21 protein-coding genes and 1 pseudogene are annotated in these 22,224 nt (G+C 62.9%); 10 read left to right on the forward strand and 12 right to left on the reverse strand.

The genetic code is table 11. The annotated features are described in order from the left end of the window. Positions 1–26: 26 nt before the first annotated feature. On the reverse strand, positions 27–431 hold the full coding sequence (locus SD72_RS02725; RefSeq protein ID WP_157000422.1) for an ArsR/SmtB family transcription factor: 405 nt from the start codon (positions 429–431) through the stop codon (positions 27–29). Between the two features lie 127 nt (positions 432–558). Here SD72_RS02725 and arsB point away from each other — a divergent pair, with 127 nt between their 5' ends. The 3 genes and pseudogenes from arsB (at position 559) to SD72_RS02740 (ending at position 3,003) form a co-directional block, all read left to right on the forward strand. Next, positions 559–1,659 (forward strand): ACR3 family arsenite efflux transporter, encoded by a 1,101-nt coding sequence (arsB, locus tag SD72_RS02730; RefSeq protein WP_042542869.1) that lies wholly within the window; start codon positions 559–561, stop codon positions 1,657–1,659. 59 nt (positions 1,660–1,718) lie between these two features. After that, positions 1,719–2,104 (forward strand): annotated as a pseudogene (locus SD72_RS02735) (arsenate reductase/protein-tyrosine-phosphatase family protein). A gap of 113 nt (positions 2,105–2,217) precedes the next feature. Further along, positions 2,218–3,003: a hypothetical protein gene (locus tag SD72_RS02740; protein WP_232299618.1), complete on the forward strand. Its 786-nt coding sequence runs from the start codon at positions 2,218–2,220 to the stop codon at positions 3,001–3,003. 30 nt (positions 3,004–3,033) lie between these two features. On the opposite strand, the gene SD72_RS02745 is transcribed toward SD72_RS02740, so the two are convergent. The 5 genes from SD72_RS02745 to SD72_RS02765 all read right to left on the reverse strand — a co-directional run bounded on the left by SD72_RS02745 (position 3,034) and on the right by SD72_RS02765 (position 9,270). After that, complete coding sequence (locus tag SD72_RS02745; protein ID WP_042542870.1) at positions 3,034–4,038, reverse strand: putative FMN-dependent luciferase-like monooxygenase; 1,005 nt, start codon at positions 4,036–4,038, stop codon at positions 3,034–3,036. An 11-nt stretch (positions 4,039–4,049) separates the two neighbouring features. Then, positions 4,050–5,669: a dipeptide ABC transporter ATP-binding protein gene (locus tag SD72_RS02750; protein WP_042542871.1), complete on the reverse strand. Its 1,620-nt coding sequence runs from the start codon at positions 5,667–5,669 to the stop codon at positions 4,050–4,052. 73 nt (positions 5,670–5,742) lie between these two features. After that, a complete protein-coding gene (locus tag SD72_RS02755) occupies positions 5,743–6,504 on the reverse strand; it encodes an ABC transporter permease (protein ID WP_232299619.1) in 762 nt (253 codons plus the stop codon). Next, positions 6,501–7,607: an ABC transporter permease gene (locus tag SD72_RS02760; protein ID WP_084766702.1), complete on the reverse strand. Its 1,107-nt coding sequence runs from the start codon at positions 7,605–7,607 to the stop codon at positions 6,501–6,503. The genes SD72_RS02755 and SD72_RS02760 overlap by 4 nt, the downstream gene beginning before the upstream one ends. A gap of 31 nt (positions 7,608–7,638) precedes the next feature. Continuing rightward, entirely contained in the window at positions 7,639–9,270 is a 1,632-nt protein-coding gene (locus tag SD72_RS02765; protein ID WP_042542872.1) for a TIGR04028 family ABC transporter substrate-binding protein, read from the reverse strand. A gap of 246 nt (positions 9,271–9,516) precedes the next feature. Between SD72_RS02765 and SD72_RS02770 the strand changes: the two genes are divergently transcribed. The 4 genes from SD72_RS02770 (at position 9,517) to SD72_RS02785 (ending at position 13,541) form a co-directional block, all read left to right on the forward strand. Beyond that, a complete protein-coding gene (locus SD72_RS02770; RefSeq protein WP_052492410.1) occupies positions 9,517–10,227 on the forward strand; it encodes a GntR family transcriptional regulator in 711 nt (236 codons plus the stop codon). A 328-nt stretch (positions 10,228–10,555) separates the two neighbouring features. Next, entirely contained in the window at positions 10,556–11,866 is a 1,311-nt protein-coding gene (locus SD72_RS02775) for an MFS transporter (RefSeq protein ID WP_084766704.1), read from the forward strand. Next, a complete protein-coding gene (locus SD72_RS02780; RefSeq protein WP_042542873.1) occupies positions 11,863–13,233 on the forward strand; it encodes an acyclic terpene utilization AtuA family protein in 1,371 nt (456 codons plus the stop codon). The genes SD72_RS02775 and SD72_RS02780 overlap by 4 nt, the downstream gene beginning before the upstream one ends. Next, a complete protein-coding gene (locus SD72_RS02785) occupies positions 13,230–13,541 on the forward strand; it encodes a DUF4387 domain-containing protein (protein WP_042542874.1) in 312 nt (103 codons plus the stop codon). Before SD72_RS02780 ends, SD72_RS02785 begins: the two co-directional genes overlap by 4 nt. 19 nt (positions 13,542–13,560) lie before the next feature. On the opposite strand, the gene SD72_RS02790 is transcribed toward SD72_RS02785, so the two are convergent. Continuing rightward, complete coding sequence (locus tag SD72_RS02790) at positions 13,561–14,943, reverse strand: MFS transporter (protein ID WP_052492411.1); 1,383 nt, start codon at positions 14,941–14,943, stop codon at positions 13,561–13,563. A 5-nt stretch (positions 14,944–14,948) separates the two neighbouring features. Further along, complete coding sequence (locus tag SD72_RS17275) at positions 14,949–15,452, reverse strand: MarR family winged helix-turn-helix transcriptional regulator (protein ID WP_198141829.1); 504 nt, start codon at positions 15,450–15,452, stop codon at positions 14,949–14,951. Between the two features lie 128 nt (positions 15,453–15,580). On the opposite strand from SD72_RS17275, the gene SD72_RS18640 reads away from it, so the two are divergent. Then, positions 15,581–16,075: a YbhB/YbcL family Raf kinase inhibitor-like protein gene (locus SD72_RS18640; RefSeq protein ID WP_420038409.1), complete on the forward strand. Its 495-nt coding sequence runs from the start codon at positions 15,581–15,583 to the stop codon at positions 16,073–16,075. 197 nt (positions 16,076–16,272) lie between these two features. Here SD72_RS18640 and SD72_RS02800 read toward each other — a convergent pair whose 3' ends face one another. Further along, the gene (locus SD72_RS02800; protein ID WP_157000423.1) at positions 16,273–17,214 is read right to left on the reverse strand and encodes a spermidine synthase; all 942 of its coding nucleotides are present in this window, start codon (positions 17,212–17,214) and stop codon (positions 16,273–16,275) included. Positions 17,215–17,565: 351 nt separating this feature from the next. On the opposite strand from SD72_RS02800, the gene SD72_RS02805 reads away from it, so the two are divergent. Continuing rightward, positions 17,566–18,147: a TetR/AcrR family transcriptional regulator gene (locus SD72_RS02805; RefSeq protein WP_042542876.1), complete on the forward strand. Its 582-nt coding sequence runs from the start codon at positions 17,566–17,568 to the stop codon at positions 18,145–18,147. Next, positions 18,144–19,298, forward strand: a complete 1,155-nt coding sequence (locus tag SD72_RS02810; RefSeq protein WP_042542877.1) for a GDSL-type esterase/lipase family protein — start codon at positions 18,144–18,146, stop codon at positions 19,296–19,298. Before SD72_RS02805 ends, SD72_RS02810 begins: the two co-directional genes overlap by 4 nt. 425 nt (positions 19,299–19,723) lie before the next feature. On the opposite strand, the gene SD72_RS16765 is transcribed toward SD72_RS02810, so the two are convergent. From SD72_RS16765 to SD72_RS02825, 3 genes are read right to left on the reverse strand one after another with little or no spacing between them, the layout of a single operon-like run. After that, a complete protein-coding gene (locus SD72_RS16765; protein ID WP_157000424.1) occupies positions 19,724–20,830 on the reverse strand; it encodes a hypothetical protein in 1,107 nt (368 codons plus the stop codon). Further along, on the reverse strand, positions 20,827–21,429 hold the full coding sequence (locus SD72_RS02820) for an ABC transporter ATP-binding protein (RefSeq protein WP_042542879.1): 603 nt from the start codon (positions 21,427–21,429) through the stop codon (positions 20,827–20,829). Before SD72_RS02820 ends, SD72_RS16765 begins: the two co-directional genes overlap by 4 nt. After that, positions 21,420–22,157, reverse strand: coding sequence for a hypothetical protein (locus tag SD72_RS02825; protein WP_157000425.1), 738 nt, complete (start codon positions 22,155–22,157; stop codon positions 21,420–21,422). Before SD72_RS02825 ends, SD72_RS02820 begins: the two co-directional genes overlap by 10 nt. Positions 22,158–22,224: the final 67 nt, after the last annotated feature.

Here is a 22,224-nt window from a genome sequence, read left to right on the forward strand (position 1 = left end):
ACCGATGGGTGGTGGGTCCGTGGCGCCTACCGCTGGGGGCTCGCCTCACTGGAGTACTCAGTTGCGTGCGTAGTCAGAGTTTCGGCGAGGCGTTCCATAGCTCCAGGCACCAGGGAGTAGTACGCCCAGACTCCGCGTTTCTCGCGGCTCAGCAGCCCGGCTTCCACGAGTACCTTCAGGTGGTGCGAAACCGTTGGTTGCCCTAGTTCCAGCGGTTCTGACAGATCGCAGACGCACGTCTCAGCCGCGGAGTTGGAAGCGACGATGGAGAGGATTCGCAGCCTGCTTGGGTCGGCGAGCGCCTTGAATCGCGCGGCGAGCTCCTCAGCCTCGTGGGCGGGGAGCGGGTTCAGACCCGTGGCCGGGACGCAGCCTGCAGTTCCATTTGCACTGGGATCAGCTCCCAGCCCTTCACCTACCGCGGTAGCCATCGGGTTAGCCATGTTCTAGGTCTCGCTTTCCATCGACCTCGTGGGCGACATTGACAAGCATCGATATCTCCGAGCATACTCAAGATATCGATGTCCGTCGATATTTAGCACTGAGAGACCCTGCGCTGTGACATTACCCACTGACCCCGCGAGTACCGCACCGCTCACGACGAAGCTCTCGACGCTCGACCGATTCCTTCCGATCTGGATCCTGAGCGCAATGGCGCTGGGACTTGGTCTCGGCAAACTCATCCCGGGACTCGACCAGGCGCTTGACACCGTGCGGATCGCAGGCGTCTCGCTCCCGATAGCTGCGGGATTGCTCATCATGATCTACCCGGTGCTTGCGAAAGTCCGCTACAACGAAACGGCCGCTGTGCTGGGCGACACGAAACTCATGATTACCTCGCTCGCCATCAATTGGCTCGTGGCACCGGCCTTCATGTTCGCGCTAGCGTGGGTCTTCCTTGCGGACCTCCCCGAATACCGGACGGGGCTCATCATCGTTGGGCTCGCGCGGTGCATTGCCATGGTGTTCGTTTGGAATGACCTTGCATGCGGGGACAGCGAGGCTGCTGCGGTGCTCGTGGCACTCAACTCGGTATTCCAGGTCATCGCCTTCGGCGCCCTTGGCTGGTTCTACTTGCAGGGCCTTCCGCGCTGGCTGGGTTTGCCGACGACCAGTGCCGAGTTCTCCGCGTGGTCAATCACGCTCTCCGTACTGGTGTTCCTCGGCATCCCCCTCATTGCAGGACTTCTCAGCCGAATCATCGGCGAGAAAGCGAAAGGTCGCACGTGGTACGAAGCGTCGTTCCTCCCGAAGATCGGGCCCGTCGCGCTCTACGGCCTACTGTTCACTATCGTGGTGCTCTTTGCTTTGCAGGGCGACGCAATCGCCGCGCGACCGCTTGACGTGGCTCGTATCGCGCTGCCACTGCTCATCTACTTCGTGGTGGTGTTTGCTGCGAGCATGCTCATCGGGCGATTCCTCAAGCTGGGCTACCCCCGAACCACCACGCTCGCGTTCACCGCGGCCGGAAACAACTTCGAGCTCGCCATCGCCGTAGCCATTGCCACGTTCGGGGTCACCAGCGGCCAGGCGTTGGCCGGCGTCGTCGGCCCACTTATCGAGGTTCCAGTGCTCATAGCCCTGGTGTATGTCGCGCTCTGGTCCCGAAAGTTCTTTACCAGCACCCCGTCCCCTACTACCGCAAAGGCCTCCGTTTGAACGCCACCGTGAAGCCCGCTGTGCTCTTTGTCTGCGTCCACAACGCCGGCCGATCGCAGATGGCGGCAGCATTCCTTTCCCACCTATCAGCTGGGAAGATCGACGTGCGTTCCGCAGGGTCGGCCCCGGCGGACACCGTGAACCCCGTTGCGGTTGCCGCAATGCACGAACTAGGCATCGACATGACGCACGAGGCCCCAAAAATACTCACCGCAGACGCGGTCGAAGAATCAGACGTGGTCATCACGATGGGGTGCGGCGACATCTGCCCCGTTTTCCGCGGCAAGCGCTACGAAGACTGGCAGCTCGACGACCCGGCAGGTTGGGGCTCGATGATGTCAGGCCGATCCGCGACGAACTCGCTACGCGCATCAGTGCGCTCATCGACGAACTGCTCCCCGCCCCATGCGACTTCGCCGCCGAACACGAGGTACCGAGGCGATAAGCCCTGCCTCCCCATCGAACTGTCGGGGCTGGCCTCGGCCGCGGTACACTGCAGGCGACAATGTATTCAGAGGCGACCCATTCCCTGGTCGTCAAAGTGTGGGGGGAATGACAGTGTCGATATCACGATCACGGCGGGCATGGCCAGCGCTTACTGCAGGCGCGGCGATTGTCGCTTCCTTGGTGTTGGCCGGATGCGGATCAGTTTCGGGCTCCCCCGCGAGCGAAACCGCCCCGGAAGCACCTGCCGAGTCTCCCTCCGCTGACGACCGCGACAGTGCGAAGGCGCAGCAAGAGTTCTTCGACAATGCGATCCTCGCGATCCCGATGGTCACAAGCCTCGACCCCACTTCGTCTTGGACGTCAGTCGAGCTCCAGGCGTGGGACGATGCTGACCCGACGGTGAGAGAGACCATCGTTGGCATGGGCCTCGACGCCTGCACCGTTGCCGACGATGCGGCCGACGTATCGGAGCTCAAGGATCCCGCGATGACGTGGCTCGCCGCAAGGTTCCTCTGCGGGGAGCACCGCGAGGCCGCGGACGAGTTCCTGTCGAACGGAGCGAGTATTTCGCCCACTCACTCGATGGCCGACCTGTTCGAATTGGCTGTGGTCAAGGACGACGCCACTGCGACCGACATTCTCGACGCAAACAACGTCTGCCTCGGCGCACTCGCGCTCGCATGGGAAGTGCATGCGGGTTTCACCCCGGATGCGACGTGTTGGCTCATCCGCGTGCAATCGGTCGAGGAAACCGGGGGTGACGCGGAGTACCTCTCGCTCTTCAAGAACGCCGGCGACGCGGAGAACGCAGCCACCGACGCCCGCTTCGGCGAACTCGCCGAAGCTTCAGGCGCGACGCCGAACGCCCTCTCGGAGCTCCTCGACGACGTCGGCTAGCTCCGCCTGATCAGAGCCGACGTTGTCTCCTCAGACGGTTGTGCTGAGCGCCTGAGCGGGAACACCCCAACCAAAGTGCGGCGCAACGCGCCGTGAGAAGAGTTCGAGCGAGCGGAGAATGAACTCGTGCGGGGCGTCAATCGAGTGCACCTGAATTGCGACCTCATCGACGTCACGCAACACGGTATCTTCCGCAAGCGATTCAGCCACTTCTTCCGGCGTGCCGACGTGTGAGTCGCTTCGACGGATGAGCTCCTCGACCGGTGCGGCGGCGTCGATCCCGAAGTGTGCCGCGACGCGACGCAGCCCCAGCTCTGCGAAGCGAAGCGCGTCGGCCCGGTCGTCAGCTACGAACACCGTGCGCGACGCCGTGATGCGGTGGGTCGCCGCAGCTGGCAGCGCGGCGCGGTAGGCATCAACAATGGGCTGCTGAATCTCAGTGAGCGATAGATCCGGCTGTTCCGCGCTTCGCGGCTGGGTTCTGCTCAGCAACAGCCCGTGCCCGTAAGCGCCAGCGCGGGTGCCGCCAGCCACGCTAAACGTCGCCTGCCACACGCGATCGGCGAGCGACCCCGCTGCCGGATAGAGGGAGTTGCCCTCGCCAAGGTCTCCCCCGGTGAGTGCGAGCTGCAAGCGTTCGAGCTTGCGCGCAAACGACTCGGCTTTGTCTGCGAGCTGCTCCCCGAACGGGCTGAAGGAGGTCGGGGTTCCTCCGCTACCAATACCGAGGTCAAAGCGACCGCCGGAGAGGAGGTCGAGCACCACAGCGTCCTCCGCCAGGCGAACGGGGTCTTCGAGCGTGAGGGTGACGATCCCCGTACCGAGCCGAATCTGCGAGGTGCTCGCGGCAACGTGCGCGAGAAACACCGCCGGCGAGGGCAGCCCGCCCTCGGTGCTGCGGAAATGATGCTGCGCCACCCAGGCACGAGCGAACCCGTGCGTCTCCGCGGAGCGGATTTGTTCGGCCGCGAGACGAAACCGCTCGGCCGGGCTTGCGTCGTCGAGCAGCCTGGTGAAGAAAGCAATGTCTGTCATAGTGGCTCCGATCAGTGATGAAGAAGTGTGGGGTCTACGGTGGGGATCGCCTCGAGGAGGCGACGGGTGTACTCGGCCTGTGGCGCTGTGAAGATGCGCTCTGTCGGGCCCGTCTCTTCGACGGCTCCGTGTTGCAGCACCGTCACCGCGTCGGATATCTGCCGTACGACCGCGAGGTCGTGTGAGATGAAGAGGTAGGTGAGGGCGCGCTCGCGCTGCAACTCGTCGAGCAGGTCGAGAATCTGTGCCTGCACCGACACGTCGAGCGCCGAGACCGGTTCGTCGAGCACCACCACCTCCGGTTGCGGGGCGAGCGCCCGGGCAATTGCGACTCGTTGGCGCTGCCCTCCGGAGAGTTCCTCAGGGCGGCGTTCGTGCAGTGTGCTCGGCAGCTGCATGCGGTCGAGCAGCGAGGCCGCGCGTCGCTTCGCCTCACGGCGGTCTGCGATGCCGAAACGGAAGATCGGCTCGGAGACGGTGTCGATGATGGATCGTGAGGGGTTGAGTGATGCGTACGGGCTCTGATAGACGAGCTGCACACGCCGCCGAAACTCGCGTTTCTTCGCCGCTGCGGCGACCGTGCTCGGCTCCATTCCCGCGACCGTGACGCTCCCAGCAGAGGCGTCGTCGAGTCCGGCGACGATGCGCGCGATTGTCGACTTCCCCGAGCCGGACTCCCCCACTATTGAGTGCGTGGTTCCCGGCAACACGTCAAGATCCACGCCGCGCACCGCGAGCACCTCGCGCGCACCGGCGAAGCGTTTTTCGAGGCCGCGGATGCGGATGCCAGCAGCCTGCGCCTCCGAGCCACCCGCCGGCTCCCGTTGCCCGATGGGTGTCCGCGGCTGCGGGGCCCTGAGGGCAGGGGCCGACGCGACAAGCTCCCTCGTGTAGGCGCTCGTCCCGCCGCCCAGAATCGTTGCCGCCGGGCCGGCGTCCTGGACCGTTCCGTGCTGGAGTACGACGATGTGGTTTGCCCGCTCGGCGGCGACCGCGAGGTCGTGTGTGACGAGCAGAATCCCCGTGCCTTCCTCTCTGCGCAGATCATCGAGCAGGTCGAGCACGCGCCGCTGCATCGTGACGTCGAGCGCGCTCGTCGACTCGTCAGCGACGAGGAGGGCGGGCTTCAGCGCGATCGCTCCAGCGATGAGCGCTCGCTGACGCTGGCCGCCAGAGAGCTGGTGGGGGTACGAACGCGCAATGCGTTCGGGATCGCTGAGCCCGACCCTGTGGAGCAGCTCGTGCACTTCCGACGTGAGGTCGTGCCGCCCGCGATGAATGCGGATCGCTTCTGCCACCTGCTTCCCGACGGTCACGAGTGGGTCGAGGGAGGACGTTGGGTCCTGCGGAATCAACCCGATTTCTGTGCCGTGGAGCGCGCGGAGGCGGCGGCGGTTCCAGCCCGTAATGTCGCGCCCGCCAACGGCGACGCTGCCGCGCACCCGCTTCGCCGTTTCCGGCAGCAGGCCGATCGCCGCGAGCGCCGCGGTGGTCTTGCCTGATCCGGTCTCCCCAACGACCGCTACGAGCTCGCCCGGGGCGATGCTCATACTGATGCCGTCAACGGCGCGGACTGCGCTGCGCCGCCCCTGGTACTCGACCGCGAGATCCCGAACTTCCAGTGCGCTCATCGTCTTCCTCCAGCTGCTCGACTAATCTGATTGGCCGACAGCACCACTGTGAGCAGCACGAGACCGGGGAACATCACGACCCACCATGCGGCGCCGAGCAGGTTTCGGCCGTCTGCGATGAGCATGCCCCACTCTGGGTCGGGCGGCTTACGCCGTAGCCGAGAAACCCCAGCGTCGAGAGCGCGAGGATCGCGCCGCCGAATTGCAGTGCGAGGAGCGCGAGCACCGGACGGAGCGAGTTCGGCAGGATGTGGGTGAACAGCACACTCCAGAACGTGCCGCCGCTGCTGTAGGCCGCCTCAACGTACTCGCTGCCACGCACCTGCACGACCTCGCTACGCACGAGCCTCGCGAACGAGGCGATCGAACCAATGCCAACCGCGATCGCGGCGTTCAGGGTGCCAGGCCCGAGCAGCACAACAACCGTCAGCGCAAGCAGGAGGCCTGGTACCGCGAGCAGTACGTCAACGATCCGCATCGCGACGCTGTCAACGATTCCGCTGAAGCTCCCCGCCACTGCCCCGAGCAGCACGCCGACGACCACACCAACGGAGACGGCAAGCGTCGCTCCGAGCAGCGACTCGCGCGCGCCGTAGATCACGCGGGATAGGTGGTCGCGCCCGACGGTGTCGGTGCCGAATGGGTGCGCCAAGCTCGGCGCTTGCAGCCCTGAGACGACGGGGGTGAATGGCGAGTACGGCGCAAACAGTGCCGGGGCGACGGCCCACGCAAGCACTAGGGCGACCACGGCCCACGACAGCACCACGGCAAGGTTGATTCTGCGGCGCACTGGCCGCGAGGTGAAGCTGTTCGCGACAGCGGCGACAGCGGTCATGCGCGTGCCCCCGAGTCCGAGTCGTTGCGCCCAGGAGCCGTGAGCGCGAGTTCCCGCGGCTCCCCCAGAACGGCACCGCGCGCATCCGCGGGGGTTCGCTCGACGTCGCGCGCTGCTGGCGCGTGCGGCTGCCGCGCGACCGTGAGTTCACCGGTGACCGGCACCTTCGCGGCCTTCGGGCCCCGCCGGAGCCGCGGATCGAGCACCGGGTACAGCAGGTCAACAATCAGGTTCACTGTCACAAACACGAACGCCGAGATGAGCACGACGGCCTGAATCACCGGGAGATCCTGCGCAGCGACGGAGTCGTTCACGAGGCGGCCGATGCCGTTGCGCCCGAACACGGTCTCCACGACGACAGAACCCGCGATGAGTTCACCGAAGATCAACCCGCTGATCGTGATGGTCGGCAGGATCGCGTTTCGCGCGGTGTGGCGCGTGACGATCCACCACTGCGTCGCACCCTTCGCTTCAACGACCGACACGAACGGCTTACGCTGCGCCGCATCGAGGCTTCGCCCGAAGACCTGGGCGAGCGGAGCCGAAATGGGGATCGCGAGGGTGGCTACGGGGAGGATGAGCGCCTGTGTCGCGCTTGCGCCGATCATCGGCACCAGGCCGAGCTGGAATGAGAAGAACTGAATGAGCATCAGCCCCAGCCAGAACGCCGGTACCGAGATGAAGATCGACGGCACCGCCTGAATCGCGTTGCGCAGCCAGGCGAAGGGCGCGAACGTTGAGGCGAACGTAATCGCTGCGGCGAGCAGTAGCGCGAATACGAACGCGAGGGAAGCGAGTTGCACCGTCTGCGGCAGCGCCGTAGCAATCCGATCGGCGACCGGCACCGCGTTCGCGATCGAATACCCAAAGTCGCCCTGCAACGAGCCAAGCAGCGCGTGCACAAACTGCACAATCAGCGGCGAATCAACCCGATAGTACTCGCGCAGCACGGCGACCTGCTCGGTCGTCAGCCCAGCATCGGGGCTCTCGAACTTGATCATGATGCCGTCGCCAGGCAGCGCCGACAGCAGGATGAACGTTGCCGTGTATGCCACGAACAGCACGACGGCGGCTTGCCCGATGCGGGGCAGTATCGATTTCATGGGCGAAACTCGCTTCCCTCGGCGCGTGAAACTACTGTGTGAGCCAGGTGTCGTAGAGCGCGACGCGCCCTACGGGTTCCCAGCCGAGGCCGTGCACCGACGCGGCGGTTGCGTACGTCTGGGGCAATTCGTACAGCGGAATCGTCAACGCATTGTCCAGCAGGTACCGCTGCACGGTTGCCGCGGCGTCGAGCCGTTCGTCAGCTGTCGGCAGCGACGCGATCTCCTCCAGCAGCGCGTCAAGCTCCGCGTCGGTCGACGCGAGCGCGTTGCGGGCGGAGGTGCTGTGGAAGTTGCTCTTCAGCACGTCAGGATCGACACGTCCAACGTGCGTGATCGCTACTGGCAGCTGGAGCGGGTCGCGCTGACCCGCCGTCGCGGTCGCCTGGTCGGGGGTCTCGATGTTGAGCTTCACGCCAATCTCTTCCCACTGCTCCGCGATGAGTTCGTCGAGCTGTTGGTTGAGCGGGAACACCGCGCCAACCCAGGTAGTGAGTTCGAGCCGCTCGCCATCCTTCGTCCGAATACCGTCGGCGCCGACTTCCCATCCAGCCTCGTCGAGCAGGCGACGGGCCTCATCGGGTGCGTACTTCAGCTCAGAAGAGAGATCGACATAGCCGGTAGCGCCGTGGCTCAGTGACGAGGTAGCCGGGCGAAAACGTCCCTGATAAATCGAGTCGATGGCGGTCTCGACATCGGTGCCCTTGAGGAGCGCCTGGCGCACGCGAATGTCGGCCAGCAGCGGGTTTCCTGGGCGCAGCGCGAACTGCGGGTTGACGCCGTTGGTTGGCGCGAGATGGACCTCGGCACCGGCGGTCTCGATCACGTCGAAGTCGTAGGCTTGGACACCGCGGATCGCGTGCGCTTGGCCCGATGTGAGCGCGCCCGTACGCACATTGTCTTCCGGGGTAACGACGATCTGGATCGCATCGACGTACGCCCGCCCCTGATGCGCTGACGCCTCGGGCGCCCAATCGTAGTCTTCGCGAACCGCAAGCGTGTACTCCTGCTCTGGCACAGTGTCCGAGACCGTGAAGGGGCCGGTCCCGATGAAGTTTTCGAGCTGGCACTGCTGCTCGTATGGCAGTTCGGCCGTGGCCTTCGCGACGATCGCGGCACCGACGACTGAGGTTGCCTGCAGGAACCCGGGAGCTGGTTCGGAGAAGGTGAAGCGCACGGTGTGGTCGTCGATGACCTCGGAGCCTGCGTAGTTGCTGATGAACTCTTGCGACGCGAGGCCGAGCGCTTCGTCGCCGCCGCCGAAGTGGTCGAAGTTCAGGGCGACCGTCTCAGCATCGAGCGGAGTGCCGTCGGAGAAGGTGACGTCGTCACGGAGCGTGAAGACGTACTCGGTTGCGTCAGCGTTGATGTCCCACTCGGTCGCGAGCCACGGGGTGATCTCTCGGGTCTCTGGATCCTGGTGGGTGAGCTTGTCGCCGATCTGGTTGAGGATCGTTGCCACCGGGTAGAACCCGCCGCCGCCCGCGTAGAAGCACGTCGGCACCTGCGACTCGAGAAAGACCAGCGTCCCGCCCTGCTGCGGGGCTTGCGTCTCCCCTGCTCCCCCTGGCTCTGCCTCGGCGGCGCTTGAGCAGGCAACGAGGGTCGTCGCGAGCGAGACGGTGAGGGCGCCCAGTGCTAGGCGTCGAAGTGGGGGTCGCATGAGTCCTTCTTTCTTAATACTCACTTATGTGAGCCATAACGAAAGAATGCACCATGTCGCGGCGGCCTCGCCACTTTGTTGCGTCGGTGGGCGTCACATCACGTCACATTCGCAAGGAGTACGGGTCGTAGTGCCTCGGCCACGGCACACCCCGCGCCCCAGCAACGCCTCACGCTGCACCCGCTCAGCCAACCAAGCGCTCCCCATGGGATCCCCGGCGCGTGAGCGCCCCGATATGCTGCATGCATGACCGCACACGACGACCTCAGCAACGCCGTCACCCTCGGCGAGCAGGTGTACTGCAGCATCCAGGCTGCCATCGCTGATGGCACCCTCACTCGAGGACAGCGCATCACGGAGCGCGGTCTCGCAGATCTACTCGGCGTGAGCACAACCCCGGTGCGCGAGGCAGTCCGTCAACTAACCCAAGAGGGCATGATTGAGCGCCTCGGGCCACGGAAGCTGCACATTGCGAACCTGAGCCGAACTGCCCTCAACGAGACAGACGAAATTGAAGCCGAACTGCAAGGGCTCATTGCAAAGTTCGCTACGCGCAAAGCCACGGGTGCTGACATCACCAAGCTGTCCGCGTTGATTGATGACGCGGACAACGAATTCGCCTCCCTGAAGCAACGCTTGGACGAAGATGGCGTGGTGGATGAATCGCGCGCGCCGCACCTATTCGATGCACTCCGAGACTTCCACGCTCAGCTCGTCAGCATTGCCGAAAACCCAATCCTCGAACGGCTACTGAACCAAACCGCCGCACTTTCCCCCGAACAACGCGCCACCGCAAGCCAGCTCCGCGACCCGGCGGCCATTAAGGGCATCGAGCTTCGATACCCCGACCACCGCCTCATCCTTGATGCAATCAGATCCGGAGACGCCGAGCGGGCCTATCGCGCAGCACGGGATCACGCGCTTTCCGCGCACGGGGAAATCCGCCGGAGCGCCTAACAACCACTGACACGCATCGCACCCCAGTCGGGCGCGATGCGGAACACTCGCGACCTCGCCAGACACCCTGGCCCTGGCCCTGGCCCTGGCCCTGGCCCTGGCCCTGGCCCTGGCCCTGGCCCTGGCCCTGGCGAGGCTCCCACCCAACCCCAGCATCGCAGCAACACCCTCCACGCGTGGTTCACCCAGCCCCGCGGCTGGGCCTACACCATGGGCTGAGCTGTGCTGTCCGAAGGGGCAGAACGGGCTAGCCAAACCGACCGGGTAGACTTATGCTGTAGCAAAGCATATTTTTGCTGCAGCATCAGACAAGGAGGTCTGCCTACCCATGCCAGAACAAAGGGTACCGATCGCGCGGTTAAACCTTCGAGCAGCGATGCTCGTGGCTCTCGCCATTTTCGCCCAGGAGTCCGTTTGGGCTTTTTATGACGCCCAAGTGCCGGCAAGCATCGCTCAATACACGACGAGCGCAGCCCTCATTGGGCTCCTCATGGGTGTCGACAACGTGGTAGGGATTTTTGTCCAGCCGATGCTGGGCCACCTGTCCGATCGAACTCGGTCGAGATTCGGTCGCCGCATCCCATACCTGGCGATCGGCGCGCCGATAGCCGCGATCCTCTTCGCGCTTATCCCCCACACGACATCCTTCGGTGGACTTATCGCCTGCATTTTCCTGTTCGCGCTCACCGCCAACGGTTATAAGGCGATCACTGAGTCCCTTACGCCTGACTTTCAGCCACCCTCGAAGCGCAGCACCGCCAACGCGATCGCAAAGATAGCCTCGAGCGCCACGATTATCGTGTCCGCACTGATTAGCCTGCTGATTGTCGACCACAACCTACAGCTTGCGTTCGCGATCCCGGCAGTTATGCTGCTCCTCGCCGCTCTCGTCGTCACCTTCACGATTCACGAGGAACGCGCACCGGGATACCTCGCTGCCGCAGCGGAGTCTGCCGCGAAAACCGAGCCAGCGTGGACGCTCAAGCGAATCTTCCGAGAACTCCTGAGCGACAGCGACCGAAGTCGCCTATTCCTGCTTGTCGCGGTGTTCTTTGTCGCCGGAACGTGGGCCGCAATGCGCGCTCAGCTGACCCCATACGCCATGGAGGTGCTCGATCTCTCCCGCGGACAGGCAGGTGCTCTAACTCTCCCTGCCGGGATTGCCTTCATCGTCGCGGCACTTCCCGTCGCCGCACTATCAAACCGATTCGGTCGGCGACGCATGACGCGCGTCGGCTTGGCCGTGTTCATCGCTGGCTGCTTCGTGGCACTCGCGATACCAACGGTGACGATGACTATCGCGGGTGTCGTGATAGCAGCGATGGGATTCTCAACCTTTGCGATTAACGCAGTGGTGATCATGTGGAACCTCGCCCCGTCGCCCAGCGTGGTCGGGATCTACACAGGGCTCTACGCCGTGTCGTACGCGATTGGCTCGTCGCTTGGCCCGGCAATGATCGGTGTCTTTGTAGATTTCACCGACTGGCGGTTCATGTTCCTCGCCGCGGCGATCCTTGCCGCGGTGGGTCTCGTGTGTTTCAGCGCCGTACGTACGGAATCCACTGTGCCTACGCACGGTGACGATACCGTCGCCCGCCCCAGTTCAGAATCACCAACGGAAGGATCCATGACACTATGAAAGAATTTCGCATACTCGCACCTACAGGGGTACTTGGTGCCGGGTTTACTCCCGAGTCTCTCGCGACAGGAGTTGCGCTCTCACCGCATGTGATCGCGTGTGACGCCGGATCAACCGACAGCGGTCCGGCCGCGCTCGGGTCCGGCATACCCAAGCTTTCCGACGCGACCGTCGAGCGAGATCTCCGACTGTTACTTCGGGCGCGCGCTGAGCTGGGCGTGCCCCTCATTATCGGATCGTGCGGAACTAGCGGTCGCGACAGTGGCGTCGACCACCTTGCGGAACTGGCACGCTCCATCGCGGAGGAGGAGCAGATGTCCTTCACGCTTGCCCTGGTCTATTCGGAGCAATCCACCGACACGCTGTCCGAGCTGTGGGACACGGGGGCCATCCACCCCCTTGATCCCCCTGTTCCGCTCGACCGTGACAAGCTGCTTTCGAGCACGGTAGTCGCAATGATGGGGAGCGAACCCATCGAGAACGCGCTGAGCCGCGGAGCCGACGTAGTGCTGGCTGGCCGCGCTAGCGACACGGCGTTGTTCGCCGCCCTGCCACACATGCATGGAGCGGACGCTGGACTTACTTGGCATGCCGCAAAGACCATCGAGTGTGGGGCAGCGTGCGCGGTCCCACCGTCCGCGGACGGTCTGTTCGTGTGGCTTCGCGACGATCATTTTGATGTGCGGGCGCTGCAGCCCGGCACACGTCTGACTGCTCAGTCCGTTGCAGCACACACACTGTACGAGAACATCGATCCATTCAAACTCAAGGAGCCCGGCGGCGTACTCGACACGAGTACCGCAACCTATGAACAGCTCGATGACACCACTGTTCGTGTGCGCGGATCGAAGTTTGAAGCAGCGGATATCTACACCAACAAGCTTGAGGGCGCTCGAGCGCGCGGTTTCCAAACATTCGCAGTGGGGGGCATTCGGGACCGGGCCGTAATTGCTCGCATCGCGCAGCTCATCCCAATGGCACAGGAACACTTCACAGGGAAGATCGAGAGCATGTTTAACTCAGCGGTATCCCCGGACGACGTGGATATTGATTTTACGTTGTACGGGGCGAACGGAGTGCTTGGCGAACGTGAACCGGAACATACCCCGTCCCGTGAGCTTGGAATACTCATCACCGTGACCGCGCACACTCAAGAGATTGCCCATTCGGTTTGCGCCTCTGTCGCCCACGTCGTGTCACACCTCCCCATCCCCGAGTACGACGGTCTCGCGAGCACGGTCGCGTACCCATTTTCTCCACCAGAAACCGACCGTGGGCCGGTCTACGAATTCACCATCAATCACGTTGCTGCCGTGGCTGGTCCGCTCGATCTGTTTCGAACGAAGATTGTGGTGGTTGGAGTATGAGCACCCTCATCGAACTCTGCACACTCGTTCGGTCAAAGAACGCTGGCCCGTTTTGGTTAACATTTGACGTGATGTGCCGCGATCGCGCGGCCTACGATCTCGTCACCAAAGGTGGCGCTCTGAGCGCCCATGCGATCGCGCGACTATACGCCGTGGACTCTGCAACCGTGCAAATCTTCCACCACCCTGCTGCCCTCGCGGTGAAGATTTCCATGCCGCGACCGCGTATCCAAGGCTCAGCAGGCGAAACCGATATGTATGGCGGTCAACAGCAAGCCTTGCTCATTGACCTGGTAATCGAGGCATGACCCGTCCAGGGGCACAGCGTTAGGGCTGCGCCCCTGGACCCACTTCCAGAGCTCGATCGAAAATGGTGAGTACGAGCGCTGCTGAGGTGAGGCCAACAACGATCCACCCAACCGCATGCATTCCCGCGTCGCTCGGCTCGGCACCGAACACTACGCCCACCAGACCCGAAGCCAGAATCGCCCCGAGCTGCACTGCAGTGCGAGAGAGCCCCGATGCCACACCAATCTGTTCCCTTGGCGCTTGCCGGTAGAGCGCGGCCTGATTCGAAATCGAACCGAGCGCTTGTGGGATACCGAACACCGCTAGAGCCGAAACGATCAGCCAGAGCGAACTCGTGGAAGTGAGCTGTGTGATTGCCACTCCGCCGAGCAGCGGCGCGAACGCAGCAACGACGAGCGGCAAGCGCACCTTTCGAGTTCGTGCGACAACCACCGCAGCGATCCCCGCGAGAACTGCCGCAGGCAGCTGGATGAGCCCAGCAGCGTCTGCCGCAAGGCCTACTTCGGCTTGCACCCACTGGCTCGCGGTGTAGACCACAAGGAAAATTGCTGTGTAGACGAGAAAGAGCCTGGCGAAGGTTCGCGCCAGCGGCCCATTTCTCGCAATCATTCTGAGGTCAATGAAGGGGTTGGGAGCGCGACGTTCCCACCAGACAAAGCACCCCGCCGCAGCGAAGCCGATCGGAATCACCCAATACAGGCCTGACGAAAGATCGAGCAAGAAGACGAGTAGCGAGGTAATTGTCACCGCAAACAACGCGATGCCGAGAGGGTCGACCGCTTCCCGAAGCGTGAGTGGTCGCGGCCCAGCAGCAACCCTCGTGGAATCACCGGGTAACCACGCCCACGCGATTGCCAACGCGATGAGCGCAAGCGGGATGTTGACAAGAAAGACGGATTGCCACCCAAAGAACTCGATGAGCACTCCCCCAAGCACTGGCCCAATTGCTGCCGTCACCAGGCTTGAGATCGAGAGGCCTGACAGAAGCGCTTGCGGCGCTTCGAGGTTGTAACGCTGAGATTGGTCACGGATGAGTGTCATTGCCGCGGGGTAAGCGGCTGAGGTACCCAACCCGATGAGCAATCGCGCAATCATCACGCCGGCAAATGTGGGCAGGAGCGTGGGGAGCAGCCCAGAGACCGCGACGATGACAAGACCGCTCAAATAGACTCTCTTGGGGCCGTATGCGTCCGAGAGCTTCCCCATGAGTGGCTGCGCCACCGCACTTACGAGGTAAAGACCGGCCACAAGCCAGACGACCGTAGACGCCGACACATGCACTGCGTCCGCGATGGGCGTAAGCGCGACCGAGATCATCGTGGTGTTGATCGGATTCAGTGCTGGCCCTAGCAGCACGGGGAGAGCAAAGCGCGCATCAAAGCCACGTGCTGGCTGCCACATTCTTCTCACTCTCGGGCATCCTCTGCGAGTGCATCAAGGAGCTCGAGCGCCTTGCGAATCAACGCCCGATCTTGCCGAGCGAATCGAGCGTCGAACAGCACGGCGAGGTCCTGATCGCGAATGAGAGAAATCCGTGTTACTTCCGCCTGCCCTGCGGGCGTCAACGACACGAGTTCTCGTCGCCGGTCCGTCGGGTGAGGGCTCTTGACTACGAAACCTAACCCCAGGAGGTCCGCGACCACGGTGCCCATTGATTGCGGTCGGAGGTTCTCCCGCTTCGCGAGGTCTGCCGTCGTGAGAGAACCCTGCCTGTCAAGCAAGCTCAGCACCGCTTCTTGCGTACGCGAGAGTTCCTGTGCCGCCCCGGACGCTCGAACAAGTCGACGCAGCCGGTCCTGATTCAGCCTGATGTGTTGCGCCAGTTTCAGCGATTCCGGCGACGGCAAGGCTGGAAGCTTGGAAGATGAAGTCATACAGGCTACGATACTTTCCAGCAGAATATAATGCAAGATCACCTTCTATTAATCGGAGACCCTTCGTGCAAAATCCACTCCTCGGCCGCGTGCTCCGCGGCATACACGCCCCCGAAGCGAAGAGCATTAAATACAGAACCCCTTTGGCTAACGTTCCACAAACCATGCGCTTGTGGAGCACTTCCTTCGTTGACGGTTCAGCAATCCCAGACGCCCACGCAGGCGTTGGAGTGGGCCAAAATCTGAGCCCGGCTCTCAGCTGGAGCGGCGTGCCCGAACTCACGCAGGAGCTGCTCCTCGTCATTGAAGACCTCGACGTGCCCCTACCGCGACCCCTCCTGCACACAATTGCTCTTCTCAGCCCAACACCGACGCGCATTTCAGGAGCCGGCTCCGCCGCCTCCGGCAGACTGCTCGAGGGGGAACTTGATACGTCAGACGGTGTCCGCTTTGTCCCGACCCGGTTCAAGCGCACGGGTTACCAGGGCCCGCGACCGCTCCCGGGGCACGGCCCACATCGCTACGATTTCCATTTGTATTCGCTCGATCGAGCGTGTCCACCCGCTCGGACCTGGAGCAACATTTCCACGCTGCTCCAAGGGGTTTCGGGTCACGTCACTGCGTCCGGACACCTGAGGGGAACCATGCAACAAAACTGACACGAGGCCCGCGATGGGGCAAGAAAATCCGAATAAGTTTGAGCAGGGCAATCTGCGTGGACGCAGCGCACTCAGAAGACCGCCCTTCCGGTCCGCCAGGACAGACACTGGCGCACCAGCTCGGCGGCGTTGGAGCCCAGCGATCGCTACAGGGTACGGCCAGTACGTTTCACGCCGATCCCGCGTTCTCCGACAGGCTAACCCCAGCGGGGATCGTTCGGGTCAGGGGAATCCGTGCTGTCACCGTCAGTCATGATCCGTGCGGCACCGATCCACGAATCGAGCTGAGCGCCGCTGAGCACATGCGGAAGCGGCAATCCAAGCAAGGACGGATCCGCCGCGATAGCCAGCGGCTCATTGCTCGCAAAAATCAGCACGTTGCCGAGGGGCCCGTCAGCGTCGAACGGATCCGCGTCGAGCACGACCGCAACATGCGACCAGACGGACCCCAGGGTCGCAGCTTGCCGACGCGCATACTCAAACGGGTGCCCATCGAGCAGGTTCACCACAACAACCCCCGCCGCGGCGGAACGCTCGGCCACCCTTGCGAAGAACTCCTGACTTGCCACGCGGCGATGAATGACAGCCGCATCCCACAGATCCACAATCGTGAACTGCGCCTCCGCCCACTCGGCCGGCACAGCGGTGCGCACGTCAGCCCGCGACCCGCGATCTTCGGCCACATCAGCGGCTACGGCCGCGGTTGAAGCTGGGGCTGCGGGGCCCGCCACGAGTGGTGCGTCAGCGACGGCGCGAGCATCACCGAAGATGACGCGCACGTCACTTCCGGCGGGCAGCGGCAGAGCCTCGAGCATCGACGCGTACAGCTCCGGCTCAAACTCGACCGCGAGTTGCGGCGACCCCGTGCGAGTCGCCGCAACGTAGCGCGCCATGGTGAGTGCTCCCGCACCGAGATGCACCGTGAAGAGCGAGGCTCCCGCGGGAGCAGCAGCATCCAACGCCCTGGCGATATGGCGCGTGTACGGGTAGACCAGCCTCGTAGGGTCAGCCATCGAGACGACAGATTGCGCGATCCCGTCCACACGAAGCTCGAAGCGATCAGATCGCAGTCTCGACCTCGTGAGGGTGGCCGGCCGGTCGTCGAGCGTTGAGGAGAGGTTCCTGCGATTCTTCAGCACGCACACCAGTCTAGATCCGGCGCCCGCGCACCCAAGGCAACGAGTCAAGCAAGGAGCGCTCGCCCTGCAGCGAACTTGATCCCGTCGCGGCCGAAGCCCCGCAGCTCGAATCCCATCCGCCTCCGCGCCACTCCCGCTAACAGACGAGGTAAAGCCCCTGAGGAGAACGAGCGCGCCAGCGGTCGCCGATCGCGATGGCGCTCAACATTGATGGCCTATTCCGTTCAGTAGTCGCCCTGTCCGGGTTTCTGCGAGCAGCGCTTGGACGCCGAGCGCTGACGGCTACACCAAAGCCCACAATAAATTGCCTAAAGGCTGTAGTTTTTAACCTAAGGGATGTAGGTTGGTGGTGTGGCACGCGCAAACCTCACCCCAGAACGCCTGTTTTCGGCCGCCGCCGAACTCGCAGACCTCCACGGCTTTGACTCGGTCACGGCCTCGGCCGTTGCCCGACACTTTGGCGTACAACCGGCGAGCCTGTACTCGCATGTGCGCGATCGCGAAGCACTGCTTGACGGCGTGCAGCGGTTTGCTCTTGGCGAGCTTGGTGAGCGTGTGTCACACGGCATCGCGGGCCGTTCAGGCAGCGAAGCGCTACACGGCTTCGCCTCGGCGAACCGGGAGTACGCCCAAGAACGCCCCGGTGCGTGGCAAGCGCTGCAGCGCACCGCCTCAACCGAGACCGCCACTTCACCCCAGGCACAGCGCGTCAGTGCGCTGACAATCGCCCTGGTGCGGGGATACGGTCTTCACGAATCACAGTATGTACACGCCGCTCGTTTCGTTGGCGCGGCCCTCAATGGTTTCCTCTCCCAATCCCGAGCGGGTGCCTTTGACCATCAAGAAACCGAATTAGCGCAATCATGGCAAGCAATGCTCGAAGCCCTCGACCGCAGCCTGCGCAGTTGGCCAGCAAAGGACGCCGAACAATGAACGAGAATCTCCTACGAACTGATTTGGTACACGGTGCCGCCGAGGTCGGCCCGGGGCGCCATGGCCTCGCGATCCACCGCTTGCCCGCCTGGCTGCGTGGCCAATTCCCTGAACCGCAATTGATGGCCATGGAAGCGCAGCCCTCGGGAGTTCGCCTCGCGTTTGTCAGCGAAGCGGAACACATTTCACTCATCAGTCACCCGAGTCGGGTGGTCTATCTCGGGGTAGATCGGCCCCGCGGGAGCATCGACGTAACGGTAGACGGCCGACTCCACATGCGTGACCCCCTCACCGGCGGCGACCGCTTCGAGATCGACATGCAGCGCGGAGCCCAGCTTTTCGTCGAGGGGACACCGCACATGAGCGAGATCACCATGCCACCCGGCAGGAAACACATTGAGCTCTGGCTGCCACACAACGAAGCGCTCGAGCTCATCGAGTTGCGTGCAAACGCCAAGCTCGAAACATCCGCCAGCGAGGAACGGCAGCCCCGTTGGCTGCACCACGGCAGTTCAATCAGCCAAGGATCAAATGCCCCAGGGCCGACCGACATCTGGCCAGTGAGCGTGGCGCGAACAGCCGGCGTGTGGTTGCAGAACCTTGGGTTTGGCGGCAGCGCGCTGGTGGATCCAATTGTCGCCCGAATGATCCGTGACACCCCTGCTGACTTGATCACGCTCAAACTCGGCATTAACGTCGTCAACCACGACGCCATGCGCTTGCGCGCGTTCGTGCCAGCAGTCCACGGCTTTCTCGACACCATTCGCGATGGCCACCCGGAGACGCCAATCGTATTGATTTCACCAATCTTCTGCGGGATCCACGAAAGCACACCCGGCCCAGGCGGAATTGACCCGTCGAGCTTTGAAACGGGCACGCCGAAGTTTCTCGTCAGCGGTGACCCCGCGGATGTTCCAGCAGGCAAACTCACCCTCGAGGTCATTCGCACGGCACTCGCCTCCATCGTCGAGGCCCGCAAAGCAGATACGCAGTTGCACTACCTTGACGGACTGGAGCTCTTCGGGGCTGCCGATGCCGAAGAGTTCCCGCTCCCCGACAACCTGCACCCCGATGCGGGCGGCCATGCCAGAATCGCCGCTCGATTTGGTGAGCGCGTCTTCGCAGCAGAAGGACTGTTCCCAACAGCGTAACCGGCGCGAGAGCTGGGAATGATTCCCCGCGGTGCGACCACATTGACCCGCCTGTAGCCCCTTCGGGCGTTTCCTTCCCCTGGGAGAAGCTAACGCCCGACGCTACAGGCAGCTCTGTGCTGGTTGCGCACGATCACGACGCGGCAGCGTCTGTGAGCGGATCTTGCACTCCCCCAACGAACGCGCCAGCACTCCTAGGCAGAGCACGGAGGTCTAGCTGCCCGCGGTCAGGGCGCTGGCGGGGCTGCCCAGGATTGACGGCTGCTGGCCTTCAAGGAGGATCTGTCCCCTCAGCCTGAGGCGCCCTCAGCCTGGGGCACCCTCAGCCTGGGGCGCCACCCTTCAGAAGCACAAGCCTGCCCGCGCCTGCGAAGCTAGGGCACTGAGAGCCGTTGACCCCGCGAGCTCAAGCGAGTCCGCGGGGGCTAGCGCTCCTTGAAATACCTGAATAGATGCTTCTCTTTCGTCAACACCGCGGCCAACGCTGCCCCAACGGGGGCCGCTGAAATGCTCACTGCGATGAATCGCGCGGCCGTTGCGGCAAGAGCAGGCTGGTCTTGTGGCAGACCAGCCTGAATAGAAACGAGTGCGACAGCTATTGAAATAGATGCCGCCACAAGCACCCATACCGATGTTTCGATGAGCACTCCGTAAATCTGCCCGGTCTTATTGACTCCTGTATGAAGCGCCGAGGAGAGTTCCAGGCGGCGAACACGGGTCGCCATGTACCCCAGCACGAAGAGTCCGCAAGCGGAAACGAGGGCGTTATATTGGGTGTTTCGTTCAGAGAACTCGACCTCTCCGGCAAAGCTATCTCCAAGTGTGGTGTTGAGTTGTCCGATTGTGGGTGGAGTGTCTTTGGTGTTGGCTTGCGAGTCCAGCGCGGTCCAGAGTAGTGCCGCGGTCTCCGGATTCTCAGGCCACACTTCCGCCCAGCATGCGTCGAATCGACCTTCGAGAGACACAGGATTCAAGGCGGCGTATCCGTATCCGGGCATCCGCCCGTCGTCCGGGTAGTCATAGATCCCTTGGATCGCTTCGGAGCCGGCCGTGGTTACGAGAGTACCCCCTGCGCTAACCGAGAAGGCCTCCGCTACTTGGCGCGATGCGAGAATACCTTCACGGCTGCTCGTTCCCTTGATTTCGAGAATTCGCATGATTCCGGGTGTGGCGTCCTTGGCAGGTATCACGGACTGCGGTGCGGCAGCCGGTCGGATCTGCGTATCGGTGTCGCGGATCGCACCAGCCGCGTTGATACCTGACACTTTGTTGAGGGCCTCACAAGCTTGGGGGTTCACCCCGCCCGGTGCATAAAGAACTTGAACAGCCGCGCCAGAGTCCTGATATTTTTGAGCGGCATCTGTGATGCGGGTGATCGTATTCAACTCCATCCACAGAAGCGCCGACACGATCGCTCCCGCTGCGATCACAAGCGTTAGTGCTTTGCTTGTTCCCGTGATGGTGTTGCGAAGTGCTTCGCTGAGTACAGAGCCGGGTCGCATTTTCCCACGCGTCGGCCGCCGGGCGCTCATGTGTACTCTCCGAGATCTATGACATCGGTGCACGCCTCACGCGTTCGTTGGTCGTGGGTCGCGACGACGACAATTGTGCCGTCATCGGCGATAGCCCCAAGCGTTTGGTTGACTGTCGCAGCAGTACGCGGGTCAAGCTGCGCAGTTGGCTCGTCGACGAGCAGGAGACTCGGCGCAGCTGCGATAGCTCTGGCGAGCATAAGCCGTTGTGCTTCACCGCCGGAAAGCTCTTTGAAGGCTCTATTTGCTGCGTAGGTGAGGTTGAAGCGAGCAAGATACGTTGAGGCGTGTTTTTCTGCGTCTGACCTCTTTTCCCCCTGCGCGAGAAGAGGTAGAGCTACGTGATCTAGCGCCGTTCGCGCTGCCACACCGTGTGGGTTCTGAAAGACCCACCCGATGGCTTCGATCCCTGTGTGCACCACGGTTCCCGAACTAGGCGTAGTCCATCCGGCCAAGATACCGAGCAGGGTCGATTTACCCGACCCGCTTGGTCCGGTCAGTGCGTAGACGTGCCCCGAAACGAGCGTCATCGTCAGGCCAGTAAATAAACTCGGGTGGTTTGCAAAGTGATGTTCGAGGTCGACCATTGCTACCTGCATGGCGTTTCCTCGTCCGGCACGGTCCGCACCGTGGAAGGGTCGGCCCCAGCTTCAACAGTGATGAAGCTTCGTCCGAGTTGTGATCCGACAACGTCAACGGGCACTGCCTGGCCGTCAGCAATGATGCAGCCTTGCCCATCGGCCCACCCATAGATGGCGGACGGAGGAACAGGAATAACCGAGATCGGCTCGGCAAGAGAATAAATACCGCTCATTACGCTCTCTCCTTCCGAACTCACATAGTTGGTATAGGTCGGAGTCGTGATGAGTTCAGCCAGCGCGTCCGTGCTGGTGATCCGCCCTTCATCGTCGATTGGCAGCTGTACCCCGTCCACCGCGAGGACCCGTTCTCCTGGGGCGACGTCGACGGGGGGATTCTTGATCTGCACGCTTCGCAAGGCGACAGGCAATGTCGCGACAACTTGGTCAGGAGCGAGAGCCGACCCCACCTGAGCGTCACATGTTTCGACAACGGCATCGGGAGTGGCGATCCAGAGGATATCCGCTCTGGAAAGCGCACCGTAGTCTGTTTTCCCTCCGCTAGCCTCGACAATCTCTCGGTAGGCATTCCATGTAACCCAGTCGAAATACCCATGGTCAGGAACATCCTTGCCCAAACGACGTAATTCCGCTTGAAGAGAGGCGACATCGTCGCCCTCGGTATCGAAGTCGAGGTTTCGCCACAGTGGACGTTGAGTGGCAAGAGTGAGGACGGGTCGGTCGTCCACGAAAAAACTCGCCGTCCCGGAGCTCAGTGTCGATCCTGGCTCGCACTCAAATCGAGTGACTGTCCCA

The organism is Leucobacter komagatae (genome assembly GCF_000834055.1).
GTDB classification, from domain to species: Bacteria; Actinomycetota; Actinomycetes; order Actinomycetales; family Microbacteriaceae; genus Leucobacter; species Leucobacter komagatae_A.